Origin of the sequence: Oceanimonas doudoroffii, from assembly GCF_002242685.1 — a bacterium.
GTDB classification, from domain to species: Bacteria; Pseudomonadota; Gammaproteobacteria; order Enterobacterales; family Aeromonadaceae; genus Oceanimonas; species Oceanimonas doudoroffii.
On record NZ_NBIM01000001.1, the window covers coordinates 1947829 to 1968585 of the forward strand.

Here is a 20757-nt window from a genome sequence, read left to right on the forward strand (position 1 = left end):
CGGGCAGCATGTCGCCGGCATCGAAAAACAGTATAAAGTTTCACTCAAGCTTTTCATAATGGCGGCCGATATAGCTGTTACCTCCCTTTCCCTTAATAGCGAATATGCAGAACCTTCAACTAAAGCACAAAATACTACTGAGCTTTATGGTAGCCATCGTGCTTACCGTGGCCGCCCTCAGCACCCTGAGCTTTCGGGATATGAAAGCCCAGCTGTATCTAGACAGCGAGCAACTGGTGGCCGGCCTGGCGGCACGGGAAACCGCCAAGGTGGCCGAATGGCTGCGTATTCGCCAGGCCATGCTCACCGCCGCCGGCCAGCAGCTGGAAGGTAACCCCCGGCCGGCGCTGCAACTCGTGGAGCAGGCGGGCGATTTTCAGCTGGCCTATCTGGGCACCACGGAAGGCGTGATGATCGACGCCCAGCCGCGGGATCGCAGCGGCTATGATCCCCGCACCCGTCCCTGGTACAAACAGGCCCTGCAGGCCAATACCGCCATGGTCACGCCTCCCTACGAAGATGTAGCCTTTGGTGTCACCGTGGTGACCCTGGCCCAACCGGTAACCACCTCCACCGGACAACTTTTGGGTATCATCGGTGCCGATGTGGCCATTTCCAGCCTGGTGAACGACGTCAACGCCATTCGCTTACCCGCTCAGGGCCAGGCCATGATGCTGAGCCGGGACGGAACCCTGATCGCCTATCAGGACGCCAGCCTGGCGCTGCAACCGGCCACTCGCCTGGCCGAGGAGCTGACCGCCGGCAACCTGTCCCGCTGGCAGGGCAGTGAGCGCCTCAACCCGGTCAGCATCAACGGTACCGACAAGCTGATCCATGTCAGCACCATTCCCGGCAGTGACTGGCAGCTATTGTTCATGCTCGACAAGGCGGCGCTGGAAGCCCCCCTCAGCACCCTGTTGTGGCGTCAGCTCGGCTTGTCGGCCCTGGTGATTCTTGCCGCCCTGGTATTGATTGGCCTGCTGCTGCAATTTCTGCTGGGTCCCCTGCTCAAGGTGTCCCGAGCCCTGGCCCAGATTGCCGATGGCCGGGGCGATCTGACCCAGCGCATTGAGCTGCATGGCCGCGACGAGGTCGGCCTGCTGGCCGCCAACTTCAACCGCTTTGTGGCCAGCCAGGCCGAGCTGATCCGACACATTCGCCAGCAGGCCGAATCCCTGGGCGGTAACGCCGAACAGGCCTCGGTGCGTGCCAACCAGACCGTGACCGAACTGGGCCGGGCCCAGCAGGAAGTCACCATGGTGGCCACCGCCGTGACCGAAATGGCCTCGGCCACTCAGGAGATCGCCCACAACGCCGAGCAGACCGCCACCGCGGCACAGCAGTCCAGCGCCAGCACCGAGCAGGGCAAGCAGCTGGTGCACAAGACCCGGGATTCCATCTTCAGCCTGGCCAGGGAAATGGAGCAGGCGGCGGCGGTGATCACCCGCCTCGACCAGCACGCCCACGATATTTCCAGCGTGCTGGCTACCATTCAGGGAGTCGCCGAGCAGACCAACCTGCTGGCACTGAACGCCGCCATTGAAGCGGCCCGGGCCGGTGAGCAGGGCCGGGGCTTTGCGGTGGTGGCCGACGAGGTGCGGGTGCTGTCCCAGCGCACGCATGCTTCCACCGAAGAAATTCAGGGCACCATAGACACCCTGCAACAGGCCACCGGCGAAGCGGTGAAACTGATGCAGGCCAGCCGCAACATGGCCGAACTGAGTGCGGAAGACGCCGAGGCCGCGGCCCAGGCACTGGAAGAGATCACCGCCGCCGTGGGGCTGATCTCCGATATGGCCAGCCAGATCGCCACCGCCGCCGAGGAGCAGAGCCAGGTGACCGGGGAAATTACCCAGAACACCACCGCCATCAAGGATGTGTCGGACGAGTTGGCGAGCGACGCCGAGCAGTCGTTGCAGCAGTCAAAGGATCTGCACCGCCAGGCCGGCGAGCTCAATGGCCTGGTCAGCGCCTTTACCCTGTAAACTCAAAAAGGGCTCAATGAGCCCTTTTTCTTTTCCGTCATTTCGGCTCGCAGGCCGAAGTCGCGAGCTTCACACCAGCGGCGCCAGCCGTTCCACCAGCAATTGCAGCTGGCGCCGCCCCTTCCATTCGTTCACATCCAGCTTGTATACCAGCTGCACTTTCTGAATGGCGGCATTGGGCCAGGTGCCCAGATCCACGTTAAAGGCGATGGCGTCGATGACGGTGCGGCCCTCGTCCGGGCTCAGCACCAGCTTGAGGTGTTTGTCGCCCACCAGCCGTTGCTGAATAATGCGAAACTCGCCGTCGAACAGCGGTTCGGGAAAGGCCTGGCCCCAGGGGCCGGCAAAACGCAATTGCTCGGCCAGTTCCAGGGTCAGCTCGGCAGCGGTGAGCTCGCCGTCACTGAGGATCTCGCCGGTGAGCAGCTCGGGACTGACCCACTCCTCCACCATGGATTCAAAAGCCGCCTTGAACGGCTCAAGCGCCCCCTTGGACAGCGACAGCCCGGCAGCCATGGCGTGACCGCCAAACTTGGTGATAAGACCCGGATGACGGCTGTTCACCGCTTCAAGCAGATCCCGCAGATGCACCCCGGGAATGGAGCGACCCGAGCCCTTGAGCTCGTCGTCGCCGGCTTCGGCAAAGGCGATAACCGGGCGGTAATACTGCTCCTTGATGCGTGAGGCCACCAGCCCCACCACCCCCTGATGCCAGTCGTCCTGGTGCAGCACCAGCCCCGACGGCAAGGCGCCGTCACTGATGCGCACCTTGGTGAGTGTTGCCAGGGCTTCCTGCTGCATGCTGGTCTCAATGGCCTTGCGCTCCCGGTTGAGCTCGTCCATCTGGGCCGCCAGCCGGCGGGCCTCGTTGATATCGTCGCAGAGCAGGCAGGCCACGCCCATGGACATATCATCGAGCCGGCCCACGGCATTGAGCCGCGGCCCCAGGGCAAAGCCCAGATCCGAGGCCACCAGCCGTTGCTGGTTGCGCCCGGAAATATCGATCAACGCCTGAATGCCGGGGCGCAACCGGCCGGCGCGCATGCGCTGCAGCCCCTGATGCACCAGCACCCGATTGTTACCGTCGAGCGCCACCACATCGGCCACGGTACCGAGCGCCACCAGATCGAGATAATCCGCCATATTGGGCGCACGAATGCCCTGTTGCTCAAACCAGCCCCGTTCGCTCAGGGCCGAGCGCAGCGCCAGCAGCAGGTAAAAGGCCACCCCCACCCCGGCCAGATTTTTGGATGGGAAGTCGCAGCCGCGCTGATTGGGGTTGACGATGGCATCGGCCGCAGGTATTTCGTCGCCGGGCAGGTGATGGTCGGTCACGATCACTCGCATGCCCGCGGCTTTTGCCGCCGCCACCCCGCTGATGCTGGAAATGCCGTTATCCACGGTGATCAGCAGCTCGGCCCCCAGTTCCACCGCTTCTTCCACTACTTGCGGACTCAGTCCGTAGCCATAATCAAAGCGGTTGGGCACCAGGTAGTTGACCCGCTGCGCGCCCATGGCGCGCAGGCCGTGCACCATCAACGCCGAGCTGGTGGCACCGTCGCAGTCAAAGTCACCCACGATCAGAATGCTGCGCTGCTCATTCAGCGCCTGCACCAGCAGTCGCACCGCCTCATCCATGCCGCGCAACGCCGGCTTGTGCAGGGCGTTGGCCTGCAGGTTGAGCTGCTCGGCCTCGATGACGCCACGGCTGGCATACAACCGCTGCAAAATGGCGGGAAGATCGGCGGGCAACCGGTGAGCCACCGGCTCACGCCGGCGAATGGGCAGGGAGGAAGACACTGACATAAAAATACTGGCTGTTTAAACAGGCGAACAACACTAACCGGGCAAGGTGAAATTTGCAACGCTCTCCCGAAGACGAAGCAGCAGCGCGGTTGCGCTACGCCGACACGCTTCAGGCCATGCCACTCACGATTTCAGCCAGCTGCAAACATTCACCGAATGTTCGGTCAGGCTGAAATCGCTCCTCCCGGCGAGCAAGCTCGCCCCATGAACGCTCGGCAAATGCATCTGACCGCCATGGATGGCGGGAATGCCGAAAATGCAGGAGCAACTTTTCGGCCCTGGCAGGTGACGGTCGGCGACGGCAATCCCCACTGCTGCTTCGTGCAGTACCGTAGTTGACTGTTAGTCAAAGTAGGTTGCGAATGAACGAAGCGAATTCCAACACTCGGCAGACGCCATTCATTGTTGCGATTCACTGCGTTCATCGGCAACCTACGGCCCACCTGTTGTCAGCCTTCATGTGAGCCCACAAGCACGGCGCAGTGCCTCCAGCCAAACGACTTAAAGCTTCAAGCTCCGCCGCAGGCGGTTACCCCCGAGGGTGATGCTCTTCGTGCAGGGCGTTGAGGCGGTGGGTGGCCACATGGGTGTAGATCTGGGTGGTAGACAGATCCGAGTGGCCCAGCAGCATTTGCACCACCCGCAGATCGGCACCGTGGTTAAGCAAATGAGTGGCAAAGGCATGGCGCAGGGTGTGGGGCGACAATTCCTGGGTTATGCCGGCGCGCAGGGCGTAATGCTTGATGCGGTGCCAGAAGGTCTGTCGGGTCATCTGCCGAGCCCGCCGGGACGGAAACACCACGTCCGACGCCTGCTCTCCCAATAGCGCCGCCCGCCCTTCCTTGAGAAACCGGCCCAGCCAGTACAGGGCTTCTTCCCCCATGGGCACCAGCCGCTCCTTGTTGCCCTTGCCGGTTACCCGCACCAGCCCCTGGCGCAGGCTGATGCTTTCCATCGACAGGCTCACCAGCTCGGTGACCCGCAAGCCGCTGGCATAGAGCAGCTCCAACATGGCCTTGTCGCGCAGCTCCAGGGGATCACCGGGCTCGGGGGCATCGAGCAACGCCGACACTTGCTGCTCGCTCAGATCCTTGGGCAGCCGCTTGGGCAGCTTGGGCCCGGCAATCAGCGCGCTGGGGTCGTCGTTGCGCAGTTGCTCCCGGTGCAGGTACTGAAAAAAACGCCGCAACACACTCAGCATGCGTGCCGTGCTGCTGGCCTTGAAACCGAGGTCAATGCGATGGGCCAGGTATTGCTGCAGGGTCAGGCTGTCCACCGCCAGCAGGCTGCCGCCCTCACCGTCCAGCCAGACGGCGAAGTGGCCCAGATCGCTGCGGTAGGAAGACAGGGTATTGTCGGACAGCCCCTTTTCCAGCCAGAGGGCGTCAATAAACTGCTCGACCAGCGGATGACTCATGTTGACTCCGTGCTCCGCCCGGCAGGCGGCTTCTGTTATGATGGCGCCATTCTGTGAAACAAGAACGGAGCCCCATGAATATCGGTTTGTTTTACGGCTCGACCACCTGCTACACCGAGATCGCGGCCGAGAAAATTCGCGACCAGCTCGGTGCCGAGCTGGTTGATCTGCATAATATCAGGGATGTGCCGCTGGCGCGTACTCAGGACTACCCCATTCTGATCCTTGGCATTTCCACCTGGGATTTTGGCGAACTGCAGGAAGATTGGGAGTCCCACTGGGACGATATCGATTCACTGGATCTGGACGGCCATGTGGTGGCGCTGTTTGGCATGGGCGATCAGCTGGGCTACGGCGAGTGGTTTCAGGACGCACTGGGCATGCTGCACGACCGAGTGGTGGCCCGGGGCGCCAGCGTGGTGGGCTACTGGCCCAATCAGGGTTACGAGTTCGAGGCCTCAAAGGCGCTCACCGAAGACGGCAAGTATTTTGTCGGCCTGTCGCTGGACGAAGCCAACCAGTATGACGACACCGACACCCGCATTGAAACCTGGGTGGCGCAGATCCTGGACGAGATTGCAGCGCTCTAATCTCCTCTTCCCTCAACGAAAAAAGCGGCCTAAGGCCGCTTTTTTGATTTAACCGGATCGCACTCAGGCGGTGGCGTGTTGCGGTGCCTTGCCGGCCACCAGGCCAACCACGGCGGCCAGGGCGGTGGGCAGGGTCCAGGCCATACCCACACCGAACAGCGGCATAAAGTCGAGCAGGCTCATGTCGAGGCCGGCGGCCTGCAGGCCGTCGAGCAGGCCAAAGAAAAAGGCCACGCTCATAATCAGGCGAAAGGCGAACACCGGGGCCCGCATCAACGGCCGCAGGAAGGTGGCCACCACCAGGGCGATGGCCACCGGATAGAGGGCCACCAGAATGGGCACAGACACACTGATCAGGGTGTTCAGGCCCACATTGGCCACCAGCATGCAGGCGGTGGCGATGCCGATCACCCAGCTTTTATAGCTGCCCTTGCCGGTCAGGTTATGGAAGTAATCGGCGCAGGAGGATACCAGGCCCACCGCCGTGGTCAGGCAGGCCAGGGTGACGATGGCCGAGAGGATCCACAGCCCCGGCTCACCAAACAGCGACAGCACGTAGGCACTGATGATCTCGCCGCCATTGCTGGCGTCCATCACCACGCCCTGGCTGGTGCCGCCCAGCACAAACAGGGAAATATACACAAAGCCCAAGCCGGCGGCGGCGATCAGCGCCGCGGCCATCAGGTAGCGGGACTGGGCACGGGTGTCGGTCACGCCCTTCTTGCGCAGCACGTCCAGGATCAGCATGGCGAACAACAGGGATGCAAATGTATCCATGGTGTTATAGCCCTCGATAAAGCCCTTCACAAAGGGCTGGGCCAGGTAGGCCTCGGTGACCGCCGGCTGTGTTCCCTGGGGATTCACGAACACCGCAATGGCCAGGGCCACCAGCAGCACCAGCAACAGCGGCGTCAGCAGCTTGCCCACCGCCTCCAGCAACCGGCCCTGACTCAGCGACAGCAGTAGCGCTACGCCGAAAAACACCAGGGTGTAAAGGGTCAGCGCGCCCTGGCCCGGGTTGTCGAGAAAGGGCTTCACGCCCATTTCATAGGCCACCAGGCCGGTGCGGGGCGCGGCAAAGGCCGGGCCGATGATGATGAAGATGGCACTGCCCATCAGGGTGATCACCAGGGGCGGCAGGTAACGCCCCATCACCGGCAGGCCGCCACCGGCCAGGGCCGCAGCCACCAGGCCGGCCAGGGGCAGGCCCACCGCCGTGGTCAGAAAGCCAAACATGGCGCTGGTCAGATGCTCACCGGCGAGAAAGCCGGCCAGGGGGGGGAAAATGATGTTTCCGGCCCCGAGAAAAAAGGCGAATGTCATGAAGCCAAGCCCCATAACATCAAAGGTGGACAGTGGTTTTTTCAAGACAAACCTCATGGCGGCGATGCGCAAAATGAAAGTTTCGTTTGGAAACTAAGCAATTAAACAAGACGATGCGCTGCCATTCCGGGTTTGTAAAATACTAAAAACTGGCAGCGCGCGAGCTGCCGAATAGCATAATGATGTGAAAATTATCTTCAATGCAAAATTTACATCTTAAGATAGAAGGGCGACACCATACCTTTGTATATATCGCCATATCCTCCATTCTCAGTATTTATGACGATATCACCCGCAATCAAACAGTTTTTGATCCTGCCAAAGCGCAGCAAAAAACGACCCGGACTTTTGCCTTCCCGCGTGATAACCGACTGCCGCTCCAGCAAAAACAACCCATTTGAATCCGCTTGTTGCAGGGCATCCTGCTGTGCCTGCCAGGGCAGCACCAGACATAACAGCCCGGTCGGGCTCAGCAACCGGCTGCAATGGGCAAACAGCTCAGCCAGACTCAGGCTGCCGCCATGACGAGCGCGGGCCCGGGCGGCACAGTCAAAGGCCTGCCCCGGGGCAAAATAGGGCGGATTGGACACGATCAGCTCAAAGGGTTCGGCCTCAAACTGCTGCAAGGCGCCCTGAACAATGCTGATCTGCCCGGGCCAGGGCGAAGCCGCCACGTTGTCGGCGGCCTGGCCGGCGGCCGCCTCATCCAGCTCGAGCCCGGTAATGTGTACCTCTTCGTCGCCACGCTGCGCCAGCATCAGCGCCACCAGCCCGGTGCCGGTGCCCACGTCCAGAATACGCCTGGCCCGGCCCAGGGGTGCCCAGGCCCCGAGCAGAATGCCGTCCGTGCCCACCTTCATGGCACAGCGGTCGTGATGAACATGAAATTGCTTGAGGGTAAAACCGCGGCCGGCCATGGTGATCCTGTGAGTATTTTGGTGGAAGTTCGCCTATAATACTCGGCCATTTTGGCTGACGGAATTGAACATGAGCAGTATGACCTTTGAGCAACTGGAGCTGGACCCCATTCTGGTTCGCGCCCTGGCCCGCATGGGCTATGCCAGACCCACCACCATTCAGAGCCAGGTCATACCCGAAGCCATGAGCGGCCGGGACATCATGGCCTCCGCCCCCACCGGCACCGGCAAGACCGCGGCCTTTCTGTTGCCCGCCTGCCAGCACCTGCTCGACTTTCCCCGGCGCCAGGCCGGCCCGGCCCGAGTGCTGGTGCTGACCCCCACTCGGGAGCTGGCCAAGCAGATTGCCGACGACGCCAAGGCCATGCTCAAGGAAACCGGCCTGCGGGTGGAAACCATCACCGGCGGCGTGAATGCCGAAAAGCACCTGCCGGCCCTGACCAAAACCACCGACATCGTCGTGGCCACCCCCGGAAGGCTGCTGCAATACATAGACGAAGAGTCGTTCGACAGCCGCGACATTGAAATGCTGATCCTGGACGAAGCCGACCGCATGCTCGACATGGGCTTTATTCAGGACGTGGATCGCATTGCCGCCGAGGCCCGCTGGCGCCGCCAGACCATGCTGTTTTCCGCCACCCTGGAAGGCCGTGGACTGACCAAATTTGCCGCCGACATTCTCAAGGAGCCGGTAGAGCTGTCTGCCGAGCCGCCCCGCAGCGAGCGCAAGAAGATCAACCAGTGGCTGCACCTGGCCGACGACCCCGAGCACAAGTTCGCCCTGCTCACCCACCTGCTGCGCCAGCCCGACGTCACCCGCAGTATCGTATTCGTCAAAACCCGGGACCGGCTGATGGAGCTGGCCAGCCGGCTGCAGCAGGAAGGCCTGGACAACGCCTGGCTGCGCGGCGAAATGGATCAGGACAAGCGTTTTGAAGCACTGCGCCGCTTTCGCAACGGCAAGGTCAACATTCTGGTGGCCACCGATGTCGCCGCCCGGGGCATCGATCTGCCCGAGGTCAGCCATGTGATCAACTACGACATGCCGCGCACCGCCGACGTCTATGTGCACCGCATCGGCCGCACCGGCCGGGCCGGCCGCAAGGGCACCGCCATCAGCCTGGTGGAGGCCCACGACATGGCCATGGTGGTCAAGGTGGAGCGTTACACCGATCAGAAGCTCAAACGCCGGGTCATCGACGAACTGCGCCCCAAGCACAAGGAAGCGGCGGTGGCGGTGCGCAAGAAAAAGGACACCGACGGCAAGGGCAAAAAGGCCGCCCAGCCCAAGAAAAAAGCCCGCCTGCGTGACCAAAAGGCCAAGGGACAGCCCCGCTGGCTGAAGGACAAGCAGGACAAGGAATAATCCTTTCCCGGCCTGAAGGCTATACTGGCGGTAACTCAGGCAAGGGAGCCAATGCCATGACCACCAGGCAAGAAAAGGAACGCCGCCGGCTGCAGCGCCGCAAAAACCTCGATCGCCGGGCCAGAATTCGCTGGGAGCCGGAAAAGGATCCCCTCGACCGGCGCGAACGGGGCGGTCGGCGCGAAGACGATATCACCGGCCCGAAATGGCTGAAATAAAAAAACCGGCCCAGTGGGCCGGTCGAAAAAACAAAAGAGAGAGTCAAAAAAGGGAATTGCTGAAATTCAGTAGACACATCCTTATAGAGGGGTGCCGTCCGGGAAAGGTTCCCGCCCTTTTTCATTTTTTTCAGGAATTTTGCTCTTCCCGCCGAAACACCAGCTCGGTGGCGGTCGATTCTTCTTCCACAAAATAGTAACCGGCGGTATCAAAGGCGGTCAGCTGGCTCACTTCAGTGAGCCGGTTTTCGATGATGTAACGGGCCATCATGCCCCTCGCCTTCTTGGCATAGAAACTGATGATCTTGTACTGACCGTTCTTGCAGTCCTTGAACACCGGCGTCACTATCTGGCCTTCCAGCCGCTTCGGCTTCACCGCCTTGAAATACTCGTTTGAGGCAAGGTTAATCAGCACGTTGTCCCCCTGCTCCGCCAGTGCCCGGTTCAGGGCATCGGTGATGATATCGCCCCAGAACGCATACAGATCCTTGCCCCGGGCGTTATCGAGCTTTGTTCCCATCTCCAGCCGGTAGGGCTGCATCAGATCCAGCGGCCGCAACAGGCCATACAGACCCGACAGCATACGCATGTGGGCCTGGGCAAAGGCAAAGTCGCCCGGACTCAGAGTGTCGGCGTCCAGGCCGGTATACACATCACCCTTAAAGGCCAGCAGCGCCTGTTTGGCATTTTTCGGTGTAAATTCCGGCTGCCAGTCGGCAAAGCGGGCGGCGTTCAGGCCCGCCAGCTTGTCACTGATCTTCATCAGCCTGCCAATGTCGGCCGGAGTCAGTTCACGGGCCCGCTCAATCAGCTCGGCGGAGTGCGCCAGCAGCTCGGGTCGAGTGTAATCGGCAATCACCGGCGGCGTGTCGTAGTCCAGGGTCTTGGCGGGGGACACCACTATCAGCATATGGTCCTCAGGGTTCTATGGTTACGTTATCAAGCAGATCGGAGTCGAGACCGCGCCCGCCCTGCAGCTTTATCATCAGCCGCAGATCATTGGGCGAGTCGGCGTAGGCCAGGGCTTCGGTGTAGCCTATATGCTGCTGGCTGTAGAGGTCAAACAGCGCCTGATCAAAGGTTTGCATGCCCGCTTCCCGGGACTTGGCCATGATGTCCTTGAGCCGGTGCATGTCGCCCTGACGAATCACGTCGGCCACCATGGGGGTGTTGAGCAGGATCTCAAAGGCGCCCCGGCGCTGCTTGCCGTCCCGGGTCGGGATCAGTTGCTGGGCCACAATGCCCCGCAGATTGAACGACAGATCAAACTGCAGCTGGCGGTGCTTATTCTCGGGCACCAGGTGCATGATGCGGTCAATGGCCTGGTTGGCGTTGTTGGCGTGCAGGGTGGCCATGCACAGGTGACCGGTTTCGGCAAAGGCCAGGGCATAGCCCATGGTTTCTTCGGAGCGAATTTCACCAATCAGAATGACATCGGGGGCCTGGCGCAGCGAGCTTTTCAGCGCGGCATCAAAGGACTCGGTGTCGATGCCCACTTCACGCTGGGTGACGATCGACTGCTCGTGCTGATGAATAAACTCCACCGGATCCTCAATGGTGAGAATATGGCCGCCGGCGTGGCGGTTGCGGTGGCCGATCATGGCCGCCTGGGTGGTGGACTTGCCCGAACCGGTTCCGCCGACAAACAGCACCAGCCCTTTCTTGGCCATGGCCACCTCGCGCAACACCTCGGGCAGATACAGCTCTTCAAAGGTGGGAATGCGGCTTTCGATGCGGCGAATGACCATGCCCGCCTTTTCCTGCTGCCAGAAGGCACTGACCCGAAACCGGCCGTGCTCGGGATGGTTAATGGCGAAGTTGGCTTCCTTCTCGGTGTGAAAACGCGCGCGCCACTCCTCGCTCATGCAGGACTCCACCAGCGCCAGGGCATCGGCCTCCGATAGAGCCACCTCAGCAATGGGCACCAGCCTGCCCTGGGACTTGACGGTGGGCGCCACCCCCACCGAGATATACATGTCCGATCCCTGCAGCTCGCGCATGTTTTTCAGTAATGAAGCCAGTTCCATCGTGTTCTCCGCTGGGTGATACAGGAAATGAAGGCCGGGCTCAGATCCCCTGGGGATCCACCGCCTTGATGCGGGCATCGGCGGGGGAGACCTCGCCGCTGGTCACCAGCCGCTTGAGGGACTGATCCATGGTTTGCATGCCGTGGGCCATGCTGGTCTGGATCACCGAATACATCTGCGCCACCTTGTCTTCCCGAATCAGGTTGCGAATGGCCGGGGTGCCCAGCATGATCTCGTGGGCCGCCGCCCGGCCGCCGTTGATCTTTTTCAGCAGGGTCTGGGAGATCACCGCCTTGAGCGATTCCGACAACATGGAGCGCACCATGTCCTTTTCCGCCCCGGGAAAGACGTCGATGATACGGTCTATGGTCTTGGCCGCCGAAGAGGTATGCAGGGTACCAAACACCAGGTGGCCGGTTTCGGCGGCGGTCAGTGCCAGCCGAATGGTTTCCAGATCCCGCAATTCCCCCACCAGAATAATGTCGGGGTCTTCCCGCAGCGCCGAGCGCAGGGCATTGCTGAACGACAGGGTATCCCGGTGCACTTCCCGCTGGTTGACCAGGCACTTCTTGTTGGCATGCACAAATTCAATCGGGTCTTCAATGGTGAGAATATGCTTGTTAAAGTTCTCGTTGACATGATTGACCATGGCCGCCAGGGTGGTGGACTTGCCCGAGCCGGTAGGGCCGGTGACCAGCACCAGGCCGCGGGGATATTCGGAAATGGTGCGAAAGATGTCCGGCGCATTGAGGTGCTCCAGGGTCCAGATTTCGCTCGGAATCACTCGGAACACTGCCGCCACGCCCCGGGCCTGGTGATAGGCGTTCACACGAAAACGGGCCAGCCCCGGCAGCTCAAAGGAGAAGTCCACTTCCAGGTGCTCTTCCAGTTCCTTGCGCTGGCGATCGTTCATGATGTCATATACCAGGCGATGCACTTCCCGGTGATCCTGTACCGGCAGGTTGATCTTGCGTACGTCGCCGTCCACCCGGATCAGCGGCTGCACCCCGGCGGAGAGGTGCAGATCCGAGGCGTTATGCTTTACACTGAACGCCAGTAATTCCGTAATATCCATATTCAGCCCCTGTCGTTTTTTTGGTTATCGAATGAATACTATCACACAGCATCTGCAAGACGTTTACGACAGAATAGCCGATGCCGCCCGCCATGCCGGCCGCGAGCCACACGAAACCGATTTACTGGCGGTCAGCAAGACCAAACCCGCCACCGACGTGGCCGCGGCCTGGGCCGCCGGCCAACGCCGCTTTGGCGAAAACTATGTGCAGGAAGCGGTGGACAAGATCACCGCCCTGAAAAAGACCTGCCCCGACATCGAGTGGCATCTTATCGGCCCGCTGCAATCCAACAAGAGCCGGCCGGTGGCCGAACATTTTGACTGGGTGCAGACCGTGGACCGACTCAAAATTGCACAGCGCCTCAATGATCAACGCCCGCCCCATATGCGCCCGCTCAATGTCTGCCTGCAGATCAACGTCAGCGGCGAGGCCAGCAAATCGGGACTGAGTCCCACCGAGGCCGAAGCCCTGGCCGAACAGGTGGCCGCCCTGCCCCGGCTGTGCCTGCGTGGCCTGATGGCAATTCCGGAGGCAACCGACAATTCCGACACCCTGCGGGCACAATTACTAGAGTTGAAACAACTCTTTGATAGAATGCAGAAAAAACACCCCCAGCTGGACACCCTGTCAATGGGGATGAGCAACGATTTGGAACTGGCAGTGGCCTGTGGCTCCACCCTGGTACGGGTGGGCACTGCCATCTTCGGCTCCCGCAACCCTTGAGTGATCATTGATGGAACACAGAAAACTCGCCTTTATCGGCGCGGGTAACATGTCCCGCAGCCTGATCTCCGGGCTGATCCAGTCCGGCTACCCGGCCGACCACATTATCGCCGCCAATCCGTCCCGACCCAAGCTGGATGCCCTGGCCGCCGACTTTGGCATTTGCACCACCCAGAACAACCTCGAGGCCATTGAGCAGGCCGAGGCGGTGGTACTAGCGGTCAAACCCCAGATGATGGCCGCCATGCTCGGCGAGCAGCTCGCCGCCGGCGCCCGCTTTGATGGCAAGCTGCTGATCTCCATCGCCGCCGGCATCAGCGTGGCCCGGCTGGAGCAAATGGCCGGTGGCCACAGCAACCTGGTGCGCACCATGCCCAATACCCCTTCACTGCTGGGGCTGGGCATGACCGGGCTTTACGCTCGCCCCCATGTGGCTCAGGCCGACCGGGACTACTGCCAGCACATGATGGAAGCGGTGGGCCAGGCACTGTGGGTGGCCGAGGAAGACGGCATCAATCAGGTGATCGCCGCTGCCGGCAGCGCCCCTGCCTATTTTTTCCTGTTTATGGAAGCCATGGCCAAAGAGGCCGAGCGCAACGGCTTCTCCGCCGATGAGGCCCGTCTACTGGTGCAGCAAACCGCCCTCGGCGCCGCCAACATGGTGGCCGCCAACCCGCAGTTGTCTCTGGGCCAGTTGCGTGAGCAGGTCACTTCCAAGGGCGGCACCACCGCCGAAGCCATTCGCAGCTTTAACGACAACGGCCTCGACCGTCTGGTGGCAGACGCCATGGCCGCCGCCGTGGCCCGTGCCCGGGAACTCGAGAGCCAGCTTTAAGGACCCATGATGAACACCGCTTATTACCTGATTAACACGGTTTTCGATCTCTACCTCATGGTGGTGCTGTTGCGTATCTGGCTGCAATTGGCCAGGGCCGACTTCTACAACCCCTTCAGCCAGTTCGTGGTCAAGGCCACCAACCCGGTACTCAAGCCCCTGCGCCGGCTGATCCCGGGCTTTTTCGGCATCGATATGGCGGCGGTGTTGCTGGCGCTGATAGTGGCCACCATCAAACTGGCCCTGTTCAAGGCCATGAACCTGCTGTACGCCGACTGGAGTACCGTGGTGCTGGTGGGGCTGATCACCGTGCTGAAAAAGGCCGGGGTTATGCTGTTCTGGATTCTGATCATTCGCGCCCTGCTGAGCTGGGTGAGCCAGGGCCGCAGCCAGATTGAATATGTCATGTACCAGCTCACCGAGCCCCTGCTGGCGCCGCTACGCCGTGTGATCCCACCCATGGGCGGGCTTGATTTGAGTATTCTGGTGGCCTTTATCGCGCTGCAGGCGCTGAACTGGCTGATGGGGGATCTGTTTGGCCCGCTGTGGTGGCAGCTGTAACCTTTCGGGCAATCACGGAGCGTGGCTGGAGAGCGGCGGCGCTCCTGACCTAAACTTTTGGTGACCGCCACTGGAAATAAGGAATCGTTATGTTCAAAGCAATGCTCACCGCGCTGGCCCTGCTGTTTGCCCTGCCGGCCTCGGCCGAGGAAACCCGCATCGGCGACTGGACGGTGCATTACAGCGCCTTCCCCTCCACCTTTCTTTCCCCTGAAGTGGCCCAGGGCAACAACATAGAGCGCAGCCGCTACAACGGCCTGCTCAACATTGCCGTGCTCGACGCCGACGGCAAGCCGGTACAGGTTTCCCTGAGCGGCCAGGGCAAGAACCTGCTCGGCAACGTACGCCGGCTGGAGTTTCAGACCATTCGCGAAGGGGAGGCCCTTTACTACATTGCCCAGTATCCCTACCGCAATGAAGACAATGTGCTGTTCACCATCGATATTCAGGGCGCCCGACAGGGCGGCGAACTGAGCTTTCGCCATACCTTCTATACCGATTGAGCTCTTGCGGGCCGGTGAGGGGTGAAGCGTAAGGGGTGAGGAGCAGGTCACGGCTGGCACCTCCCCACCTCACACCTCACCCCCTATCTCCTCACCCCTATCCCCTCACTCCTCACCCCACTCTCCTTCCCCCCTCACATCTTACGGTCACGGTGGTATCATGCCCGCTTGCGGTATTCCACAGGAGCGAAAGGTGACTCAACAAATCGTACTGGCCTCCGGCAACGCCAAAAAAGTAGCCGAACTGCAGAGCCTGCTGGGTGGACTGGGCATGACCGTGGTGCCCCAGACCGAGCTGGGCGTGACCGATGCCGATGAAACCGGCACCACCTTTGTGGAAAACGCCATTATCAAGGCCCGCCACGCCGCGCAAGTGACCGGCCTGCCAGCCATTGCCGACGACTCCGGCCTGGCGGTGGACGCCCTCGGCGGCCGCCCCGGCGTCTATTCCGCTCGCTTTGCCGGTGAGCATGCCACCGATCGGCAAAACCTCGAGCTGCTGCTGGAGCAAATGCGGGAGGTCCCGGCCGACAAGCGCCAGGCCACCTTCTGGTGTGTACTGGTATTTATGCGCCACGCCGACGATCCCACGCCGCTTATCTGTACCGGCCGCTGGCAGGGTGAAATCACCACATCGCCCGAAGGCGAGAACGGTTTTGGCTATGATCCGGTGTTTCTCGTGCCGGAAGCGGGCAAGACGTCCGCCGAGCTGACCCCGGCCGAAAAAAATCGCCACAGCCACCGCGCCAGCGCCCTGCATCAACTGCAGCAACTGCTGCAAGAAGCTATCTGATGCTGACACTGCCGCCGCTCAGTCTGTATGTGCACATTCCCTGGTGCGTGCAAAAGTGCCCCTATTGCGACTTTAACTCCCATGCCTTAAAGCACGACATTCCCGAGCAGGAATATATAGATGCCTTGCTGCAGGATCTGGATGCCGATCTGCATTTCGCCCAGGGACGCAAGCTGCACAGCATCTTTATCGGCGGCGGCACCCCCAGCCTGCTGAGCCCCGAGGCCATCGGCCGGCTGCTGGCCGGCGTGCGGGAGCACCTGCCCTTTGAAAACGACATCGAAATCACCCTGGAAGCCAACCCGGGCACGGTGGAAGCAGGGCGCTTTGGCGGCTTTCGCGAGGCCGGCGTCAACCGCATCTCCATTGGCGTGCAAAGCTTTCAGGGCGAAAAGCTCAAGCGCCTGGGCCGCATTCACGATCCCGAGCAGGCCCGCTTTGCCGCGCGGGAAGCCGCCGGGGTGGGCCTCAACAGCTTTAACATCGATCTGATGCACGGCCTGCCGGAGCAGCGCCTGGAAGACGCCCTGTTTGATCTGGAACAGGCGCTGGCGCTGGCGCCGCCGCACCTGTCCTGGTATCAGCTCACCATAGAGCCCAACACCCCCTTTGCCTCGCGCCCGCCGGCGCTGCCGGAAGACGACACCCTGGCGGAGATCTATGAGCGCGGCCACGAGCTGCTGCTGGCCCATGGCTATCGGCAATATGAAGTTTCCGCCTACGCCAGACCCGGTTTCGAGGCGAAGCACAACCTCAACTACTGGCGCTTTGGCGACTACCTGGGCATCGGCTGCGGCGCCCACGGCAAAATTACCCTGCCGCTACAGGGACGCATTCTGCGCACCGTCAAGGTCAAGCACCCCAGGGGCTATCTGGAGCCGTCGCGACCCTACCTGGATCAGCACTGGCACATAGCGGCGCAGGATCTGTCGCTGGAATACTTCATGAACCGGCTGCGCTTGTTCGAGCCCATTCCCAAGGACGAGTTCACCGTCCTCACCGGCCAGCCCCGAGAGCGGCTGCAAGCCCCGCTGGCCGAGGCGTTGCGGCTGGAGCTGCTGGAAGACAGTGGCACACACTGGCGGGTTACGCCGCTGGGGCGGCGCTTTCTCAACCGGTTGCTGGATTTGTTTCTTGAGGAGTGAAGCGGGTACACTTGCGGCTATTATTGCCCTGAACCACAGGCCAAGCGCGTTATGTCATCACTGGTTTACGAATTTCCGCTCAATGAAAAGTGCCGCAACTACCTGCGGCTGAACGAGCTGCTGCAACAGATTGAACAGTGCCGGGGGCTGAATGCGCCCGGCCAGGCCACCGCCCTGTTCAAAGCCCTGCTCGATACCCTGGAGTTGCTGGAGCGCTGCGATCTGCGCGCCGATCTGGCCAAGGATCTGGAGCTGCAAAAAGGCCGGCTGGAAGCCTGGGCCCAGGTGCCCGGGGTAGACGCCGCCGCCCTGGCCCAGTTTTCCCACAAGCTGGAGTCCCTCAGCCAGCAACTGCCCCGCAGCGCCCGTCTGGGCCAGACCCTGCGGGAAGACCGGCTGCTCTCGGCGGTGCGCAGCCGCTTTGCCATTCCCGGCGGCCTCTGCCCCTTTGACGTGCCCCAGCTGCATCACTGGCTGCACCAGCCGGTGGAACGCCAGCAGCAGGATCTGGATGGCTGGGTGGATCAGCTCGCCCTGCTCAAACAGGGCCTCAGCCTGCTGTTAACCCTGTGGCGGGAGAGCAGTCAGTTTCAGCCCCAGCGGGCCAATGCCGGCTTTTTCCAGGACAGTGCCGAGCATACCGACATGATTCGGCTGCGCCTGCCCGCCGAGCTGCCGGTATACCCTGTGGTCAGCGGCAACAAATACCGTTTTACCATTCGCTTCATGCCGGTGGGCAACACTGACATCGGCAACATCGACTTTGAACTGGCAAACATCAAATGAGCACGATCACGACTGTCCCCTGCCCCACCTGCGGCACCGCCGTGGAGTGGGGTAAACAAAGTCCCTTTCGCCCCTTCTGCAGTAAGCGCTGCCAGCTGATCGATCTGGGCGAATGGGCCGATGAGGAAAAACGCATTCCCGGCGAGCCCGCCTGGCTGCCCGAACAGGATGGCGAAAATGAGTTCTGAGGGTAAAAAATCGATACTGGTGGCGGTGGGCGTGGTGCAAAACGCCGCCGGCGAGATTTTTGTCTGCCGCCGCGGCGAGAGCCAGCACCAGGCCTTTAAGTGGGAGTTTCCCGGTGGCAAGGTGGAAAGCGGTGAAACCGTGGCCCAGGCCCTGGCCCGGGAGCTGGAAGAGGAAATTGGCATTCAGGTGAGCGTCTGCGAACCCTTGATGCGCCTTGAGCACGACTACGGCGACAAGCGGGTGACCCTCGATATTCGCCGAGTCACCGCCTTTACCGGCGAGCCCCACGGCCGCGAGGGCCAGCCCAGCCGTTGGGTGCCGGTGCCAGAGCTGCACCACTACGACTTTCCCGCCGCCAACCGCCCCATCCTAGACAAGCTGCTAGAACGCTGATCACAGCGGCAGGCTCGGCCCGTCGCAACCAGAATAAGTGACGACGGTGCCGGCTAAGCCTGCCGGCGCTGAAGACGTGACGCTATCGGTTTCGTAATCCACCCAGAACCGTTCATGCGCATACGACACAAACTGTTGCTGACCCTACTGCTGGCTAGCTTGCTTCCGACGGGTCTACTGTCCTACCTTACCCTGCACCAGACTTGGGATCAGGCCGAGCAGCGTCTGCAGGAGTTGAGCCTAGCCGAAATCCGCACCCTGGAGCAGGCCTTCGCCGACTATTTCGATCAAATCGGCCAGAACGTTGACTACCTCGCCTCCTCCCCCATGCTGGCCCGGGCCGACACCAGCCTGAGCCACTACCATCTGGGACCGGCCCAGCGTATGACACCGGACAAGAATGGCAACCTCGAAGCCGACATCTACCGGGAATTCGAGCGTTTTGCCAACACCCATCCGGGCCTGGCCTATGTCTACATGGGCACCAGGGAGGGCGGCTATGTACAGTGGCCCCTGGGCGAGGTTACCGCCGGTTACGATCCCCGCAAGCGTCACTGGTATCAACTGGCCAGACAGCGGCCCGGCGAGGTGATCCGCACGCCGGCCTACTACTGGGCGGCGGACGACAACACCATGGTCGGCATGGCCCGCAGTTTTCGCAACCAGGCCGGTGAGGAATACGGCGTCATGGCCATAGACATCTCGCTGAAGGCGCTGACCGAGATGGCCCGGCAGGCGCGCCTGGGCGAGCGCGGCTACCTGATGCTGGTGGAGGACGGCGGCACCGTGCTAGTGGATGCCGCCCGTCCGGAACACAACTTCAACCCCCTGGCCGAGCTGGAAAATCCGGCCTACCGCCGCCTGGCCGACGCCGACGACGGCATGCTCACCCTGGAACTCGAGGGCGAAACCTACCGGGCCCTGGTCTATCCCTCAGCCCGCCTGGGCTGGAAATTCATCGCCCTGATGCCGGAGCAGGAAATGCTGGCGCCGGCCCGGCAAATGCTGTGGACCACGCTGGCCACCAGCGCCCTGCTGGTGGCATTGGTATTGCTGCTGGCCTGGTGGCTGTCAGGCCTGGTGGTGAACCCCATTTTGCAGGTCAGCCGGGGGCTGAAGGACATCGCCCAGGGTGAAGGGGATCTGACCCGTCGCCTTGAGGTACTCAGCCGGGATGAAACCGGCGAGCTGGCGCGATGGTTCAATCAGTTCCTGGAATCTATCCAGCAGCTGGTGATCCGTATCAAGGACACCGCCCATCAGGTCGACACCGTGTCTGCCCTCGGCCGTGAGAACGCCACGGCGGTAGGCACCGCCAGCGGACATCAACTGGCGGAAGTGGAGCGCATGGTCACCGCCCTGACCGAGATGACGGCCTCCGCCAACGAGGTGGCCCAAAGCTGCACCCGCTCGGCCGAGGCGGCGGCCCGGGGCCAGCTCGCCAGTGATCAGGGCAAGGCCGTGATGCTGGACACGGAAGAAAGCGTACGAGCGTTGAGCGAGCAACTGGGCCAATCGGCACGGCATATTTGCCAGCTAGAAGCAGAAAGCGCTCGTATCAATTCAATTCTGGAAGTGATCCGCGGCATCGCCGAGCAGACCAACTTGCTGGCGCTCAACGCCGCCATTGAAGCGGCCCGGGCCGGCGAGCAAGGCCGGGGCTTTGCGGTGGTGGCCGACGAAGTACGCACCCTAGCCCAACGCACCCAGGTATCTACCGCCGAGATCGACAGCCTGCTGGCCGATCTCAACCAGCAAACCCGCCAGGCGGTAGACAACATGACCGCCAGCCAGCAACAGTCGGAGCTGGCGGTACTGCGCTCGAGCCAGGCACGGGAAGCATTTGAAGCGATCAAGATATCGGTCGACGAGATCACCGACATGACGACCCAGATCGCCAGCGCTGCCGAACAACAGCACCTGGTGGCGGAGAGCTTCAACGCCAATATCGGCGCTATTCACGGCGCCGCCGGTGAGGTTAACGAGGTGTCGACCCGGGTGGCCGAACATGCCGGTCGCCAGGCCCGGCTCGCCGGCGAGCTTGGGCAGCTGATGGCCCAGTTCCGCAGCTGACGCAACCGGAGAAACGGAAAGGCCGGGCATC

The 20757-nt window shown here is 61.8% G+C and carries 21 protein-coding genes; 14 read left to right on the forward strand and 7 right to left on the reverse strand.

Annotation, left to right across the window (positions count from 1 at the left end):
* The first annotated feature begins 104 nt into the window (after positions 1 to 104).
* A complete protein-coding gene (locus B6S08_RS09020) occupies positions 105 to 1985 on the forward strand; it encodes a methyl-accepting chemotaxis protein (protein WP_094200376.1) in 1881 nt (626 codons plus the stop codon).
* 69 nt (positions 1986 to 2054) lie between these two features.
* Here the strand turns inward: B6S08_RS09020 and recJ are convergent, their stop codons facing one another.
* Together recJ and xerD are read right to left on the reverse strand one after the other, a co-directional pair.
* The gene (gene recJ / locus B6S08_RS09025) at positions 2055 to 3791 is read right to left on the reverse strand and encodes a single-stranded-DNA-specific exonuclease RecJ (protein ID WP_094200377.1); all 1737 of its coding nucleotides are present in this window, start codon (positions 3789 to 3791) and stop codon (positions 2055 to 2057) included.
* A 529-nt stretch (positions 3792 to 4320) separates the two neighbouring features.
* Positions 4321 to 5208, reverse strand: a complete 888-nt coding sequence (xerD, locus tag B6S08_RS09030; RefSeq protein ID WP_094200378.1) for a site-specific tyrosine recombinase XerD — start codon at positions 5206 to 5208, stop codon at positions 4321 to 4323.
* Between the two features lie 74 nt (positions 5209 to 5282).
* Here xerD and fldB point away from each other — a divergent pair, with 74 nt between their 5' ends.
* Positions 5283 to 5798, forward strand: coding sequence for a flavodoxin FldB (gene fldB, locus B6S08_RS09035; protein WP_094200379.1), 516 nt, complete (start codon positions 5283 to 5285; stop codon positions 5796 to 5798).
* Positions 5799 to 5861: 63 nt separating this feature from the next.
* Here the strand turns inward: fldB and brnQ are convergent, their stop codons facing one another.
* Both brnQ and B6S08_RS09045 read right to left on the reverse strand, forming a co-directional pair.
* Positions 5862 to 7178: a branched-chain amino acid transport system II carrier protein gene (gene brnQ / locus B6S08_RS09040; RefSeq protein WP_211284182.1), complete on the reverse strand. Its 1317-nt coding sequence runs from the start codon at positions 7176 to 7178 to the stop codon at positions 5862 to 5864.
* A 152-nt stretch (positions 7179 to 7330) separates the two neighbouring features.
* Positions 7331 to 8038, reverse strand: a complete 708-nt coding sequence (locus tag B6S08_RS09045; RefSeq protein WP_094200381.1) for a tRNA1(Val) (adenine(37)-N6)-methyltransferase — start codon at positions 8036 to 8038, stop codon at positions 7331 to 7333.
* Between the two features lie 70 nt (positions 8039 to 8108).
* Here B6S08_RS09045 and srmB point away from each other — a divergent pair, with 70 nt between their 5' ends.
* A complete protein-coding gene (srmB, locus tag B6S08_RS09050) occupies positions 8109 to 9404 on the forward strand; it encodes an ATP-dependent RNA helicase SrmB (protein ID WP_094200382.1) in 1296 nt (431 codons plus the stop codon).
* Positions 9405 to 9460: 56 nt separating this feature from the next.
* The gene (locus B6S08_RS18405; RefSeq protein ID WP_165661233.1) at positions 9461 to 9622 is read left to right on the forward strand and encodes a hypothetical protein; all 162 of its coding nucleotides are present in this window, start codon (positions 9461 to 9463) and stop codon (positions 9620 to 9622) included.
* Between the two features lie 130 nt (positions 9623 to 9752).
* On the opposite strand, the gene yaaA is transcribed toward B6S08_RS18405, so the two are convergent.
* Genes yaaA through B6S08_RS09065 form a run of 3 tightly spaced genes read right to left on the reverse strand, consistent with a single transcriptional unit; the run spans position 9753 to position 12724 of the window.
* Positions 9753 to 10532, reverse strand: a complete 780-nt coding sequence (gene yaaA, locus B6S08_RS09055; protein WP_094200383.1) for a peroxide stress protein YaaA — start codon at positions 10530 to 10532, stop codon at positions 9753 to 9755.
* Between the two features lie 7 nt (positions 10533 to 10539).
* Positions 10540 to 11649: a PilT/PilU family type 4a pilus ATPase gene (locus tag B6S08_RS09060; protein ID WP_094200384.1), complete on the reverse strand. Its 1110-nt coding sequence runs from the start codon at positions 11647 to 11649 to the stop codon at positions 10540 to 10542.
* Between the two features lie 40 nt (positions 11650 to 11689).
* Positions 11690 to 12724, reverse strand: a complete 1035-nt coding sequence (locus tag B6S08_RS09065; protein WP_094200385.1) for a type IV pilus twitching motility protein PilT — start codon at positions 12722 to 12724, stop codon at positions 11690 to 11692.
* A 31-nt stretch (positions 12725 to 12755) separates the two neighbouring features.
* Here B6S08_RS09065 and B6S08_RS09070 point away from each other — a divergent pair, with 31 nt between their 5' ends.
* The 10 genes from B6S08_RS09070 (at position 12756) to B6S08_RS09115 (ending at position 20726) form a co-directional block, all read left to right on the forward strand.
* On the forward strand, positions 12756 to 13448 hold the full coding sequence (locus B6S08_RS09070) for a YggS family pyridoxal phosphate-dependent enzyme (protein WP_094200386.1): 693 nt from the start codon (positions 12756 to 12758) through the stop codon (positions 13446 to 13448).
* Between the two features lie 10 nt (positions 13449 to 13458).
* Positions 13459 to 14283 carry a pyrroline-5-carboxylate reductase gene (gene proC, locus B6S08_RS09075; protein WP_094200387.1) on the forward strand — a complete coding sequence of 275 codons (825 nt, stop codon included), beginning with the start codon at positions 13459 to 13461 and terminating at the stop codon, positions 14281 to 14283.
* Between the two features lie 9 nt (positions 14284 to 14292).
* The gene (locus tag B6S08_RS09080; protein WP_094200388.1) at positions 14293 to 14844 is read left to right on the forward strand and encodes a YggT family protein; all 552 of its coding nucleotides are present in this window, start codon (positions 14293 to 14295) and stop codon (positions 14842 to 14844) included.
* Positions 14845 to 14933: 89 nt separating this feature from the next.
* The gene (locus B6S08_RS09085) at positions 14934 to 15347 is read left to right on the forward strand and encodes a DUF4426 domain-containing protein (RefSeq protein WP_094200389.1); all 414 of its coding nucleotides are present in this window, start codon (positions 14934 to 14936) and stop codon (positions 15345 to 15347) included.
* Positions 15348 to 15507: 160 nt separating this feature from the next.
* Positions 15508 to 16140 carry an RdgB/HAM1 family non-canonical purine NTP pyrophosphatase gene (gene rdgB / locus B6S08_RS09090; RefSeq protein WP_165661230.1) on the forward strand — a complete coding sequence of 211 codons (633 nt, stop codon included), beginning with the start codon at positions 15508 to 15510 and terminating at the stop codon, positions 16138 to 16140.
* Complete coding sequence (gene hemW / locus B6S08_RS09095; RefSeq protein ID WP_094200391.1) at positions 16140 to 17285, forward strand: radical SAM family heme chaperone HemW; 1146 nt, start codon at positions 16140 to 16142, stop codon at positions 17283 to 17285. The genes rdgB and hemW overlap by 1 nt, the downstream gene beginning before the upstream one ends.
* A gap of 51 nt (positions 17286 to 17336) precedes the next feature.
* A complete protein-coding gene (zapD, locus tag B6S08_RS09100; RefSeq protein ID WP_094200392.1) occupies positions 17337 to 18071 on the forward strand; it encodes a cell division protein ZapD in 735 nt (244 codons plus the stop codon).
* Positions 18068 to 18259, forward strand: coding sequence for a DNA gyrase inhibitor YacG (gene yacG, locus B6S08_RS09105; RefSeq protein ID WP_094200393.1), 192 nt, complete (start codon positions 18068 to 18070; stop codon positions 18257 to 18259). Before zapD ends, yacG begins: the two co-directional genes overlap by 4 nt.
* Entirely contained in the window at positions 18249 to 18653 is a 405-nt protein-coding gene (gene mutT / locus B6S08_RS09110) for an 8-oxo-dGTP diphosphatase MutT (protein WP_094200394.1), read from the forward strand. The genes yacG and mutT overlap by 11 nt, the downstream gene beginning before the upstream one ends.
* A gap of 114 nt (positions 18654 to 18767) precedes the next feature.
* Complete coding sequence (locus B6S08_RS09115) at positions 18768 to 20726, forward strand: methyl-accepting chemotaxis protein (protein WP_094200395.1); 1959 nt, start codon at positions 18768 to 18770, stop codon at positions 20724 to 20726.
* Positions 20727 to 20757: the final 31 nt, after the last annotated feature.

What these genes read in the sequence shown, in the direction of transcription:
- B6S08_RS09020 (WP_094200376.1), top strand. Translation starts at nt 105, where the DNA reads ATGCAGAACCTTCAACTAAAGCACAAAATACTACTGAGCTTTATGGTA.
- recJ (WP_094200377.1), bottom strand. Translation starts at nt 3,791, where the DNA reads ATGTCAGTGTCTTCCTCCCTGCCCATTCGCCGGCGTGAGCCGGTGGCT.
- xerD (WP_094200378.1), bottom strand. Translation starts at nt 5,208, where the DNA reads ATGAGTCATCCGCTGGTCGAGCAGTTTATTGACGCCCTCTGGCTGGAA.
- fldB (WP_094200379.1), top strand. Translation starts at nt 5,283, where the DNA reads ATGAATATCGGTTTGTTTTACGGCTCGACCACCTGCTACACCGAGATC.
- brnQ (WP_211284182.1), bottom strand. Translation starts at nt 7,178, where the DNA reads ATGAGGTTTGTCTTGAAAAAACCACTGTCCACCTTTGATGTTATGGGG.
- B6S08_RS09045 (WP_094200381.1), bottom strand. Translation starts at nt 8,038, where the DNA reads ATGGCCGGCCGCGGTTTTACCCTCAAGCAATTTCATGTTCATCACGAC.
- srmB (WP_094200382.1), top strand. Translation starts at nt 8,109, where the DNA reads ATGAGCAGTATGACCTTTGAGCAACTGGAGCTGGACCCCATTCTGGTT.
- B6S08_RS18405 (WP_165661233.1), top strand. Translation starts at nt 9,461, where the DNA reads ATGACCACCAGGCAAGAAAAGGAACGCCGCCGGCTGCAGCGCCGCAAA.
- yaaA (WP_094200383.1), bottom strand. Translation starts at nt 10,532, where the DNA reads ATGCTGATAGTGGTGTCCCCCGCCAAGACCCTGGACTACGACACGCCG.
- B6S08_RS09060 (WP_094200384.1), bottom strand. Translation starts at nt 11,649, where the DNA reads ATGGAACTGGCTTCATTACTGAAAAACATGCGCGAGCTGCAGGGATCG.
- B6S08_RS09065 (WP_094200385.1), bottom strand. Translation starts at nt 12,724, where the DNA reads ATGGATATTACGGAATTACTGGCGTTCAGTGTAAAGCATAACGCCTCG.
- B6S08_RS09070 (WP_094200386.1), top strand. Translation starts at nt 12,756, where the DNA reads ATGAATACTATCACACAGCATCTGCAAGACGTTTACGACAGAATAGCC.
- proC (WP_094200387.1), top strand. Translation starts at nt 13,459, where the DNA reads ATGGAACACAGAAAACTCGCCTTTATCGGCGCGGGTAACATGTCCCGC.
- B6S08_RS09080 (WP_094200388.1), top strand. Translation starts at nt 14,293, where the DNA reads ATGAACACCGCTTATTACCTGATTAACACGGTTTTCGATCTCTACCTC.
- B6S08_RS09085 (WP_094200389.1), top strand. Translation starts at nt 14,934, where the DNA reads ATGTTCAAAGCAATGCTCACCGCGCTGGCCCTGCTGTTTGCCCTGCCG.
- rdgB (WP_165661230.1), top strand. Translation starts at nt 15,508, where the DNA reads ATGCCCGCTTGCGGTATTCCACAGGAGCGAAAGGTGACTCAACAAATC.
- hemW (WP_094200391.1), top strand. Translation starts at nt 16,140, where the DNA reads ATGCTGACACTGCCGCCGCTCAGTCTGTATGTGCACATTCCCTGGTGC.
- zapD (WP_094200392.1), top strand. Translation starts at nt 17,337, where the DNA reads ATGTCATCACTGGTTTACGAATTTCCGCTCAATGAAAAGTGCCGCAAC.
- yacG (WP_094200393.1), top strand. Translation starts at nt 18,068, where the DNA reads ATGAGCACGATCACGACTGTCCCCTGCCCCACCTGCGGCACCGCCGTG.
- mutT (WP_094200394.1), top strand. Translation starts at nt 18,249, where the DNA reads ATGAGTTCTGAGGGTAAAAAATCGATACTGGTGGCGGTGGGCGTGGTG.
- B6S08_RS09115 (WP_094200395.1), top strand. Translation starts at nt 18,768, where the DNA reads ATGCGCATACGACACAAACTGTTGCTGACCCTACTGCTGGCTAGCTTG.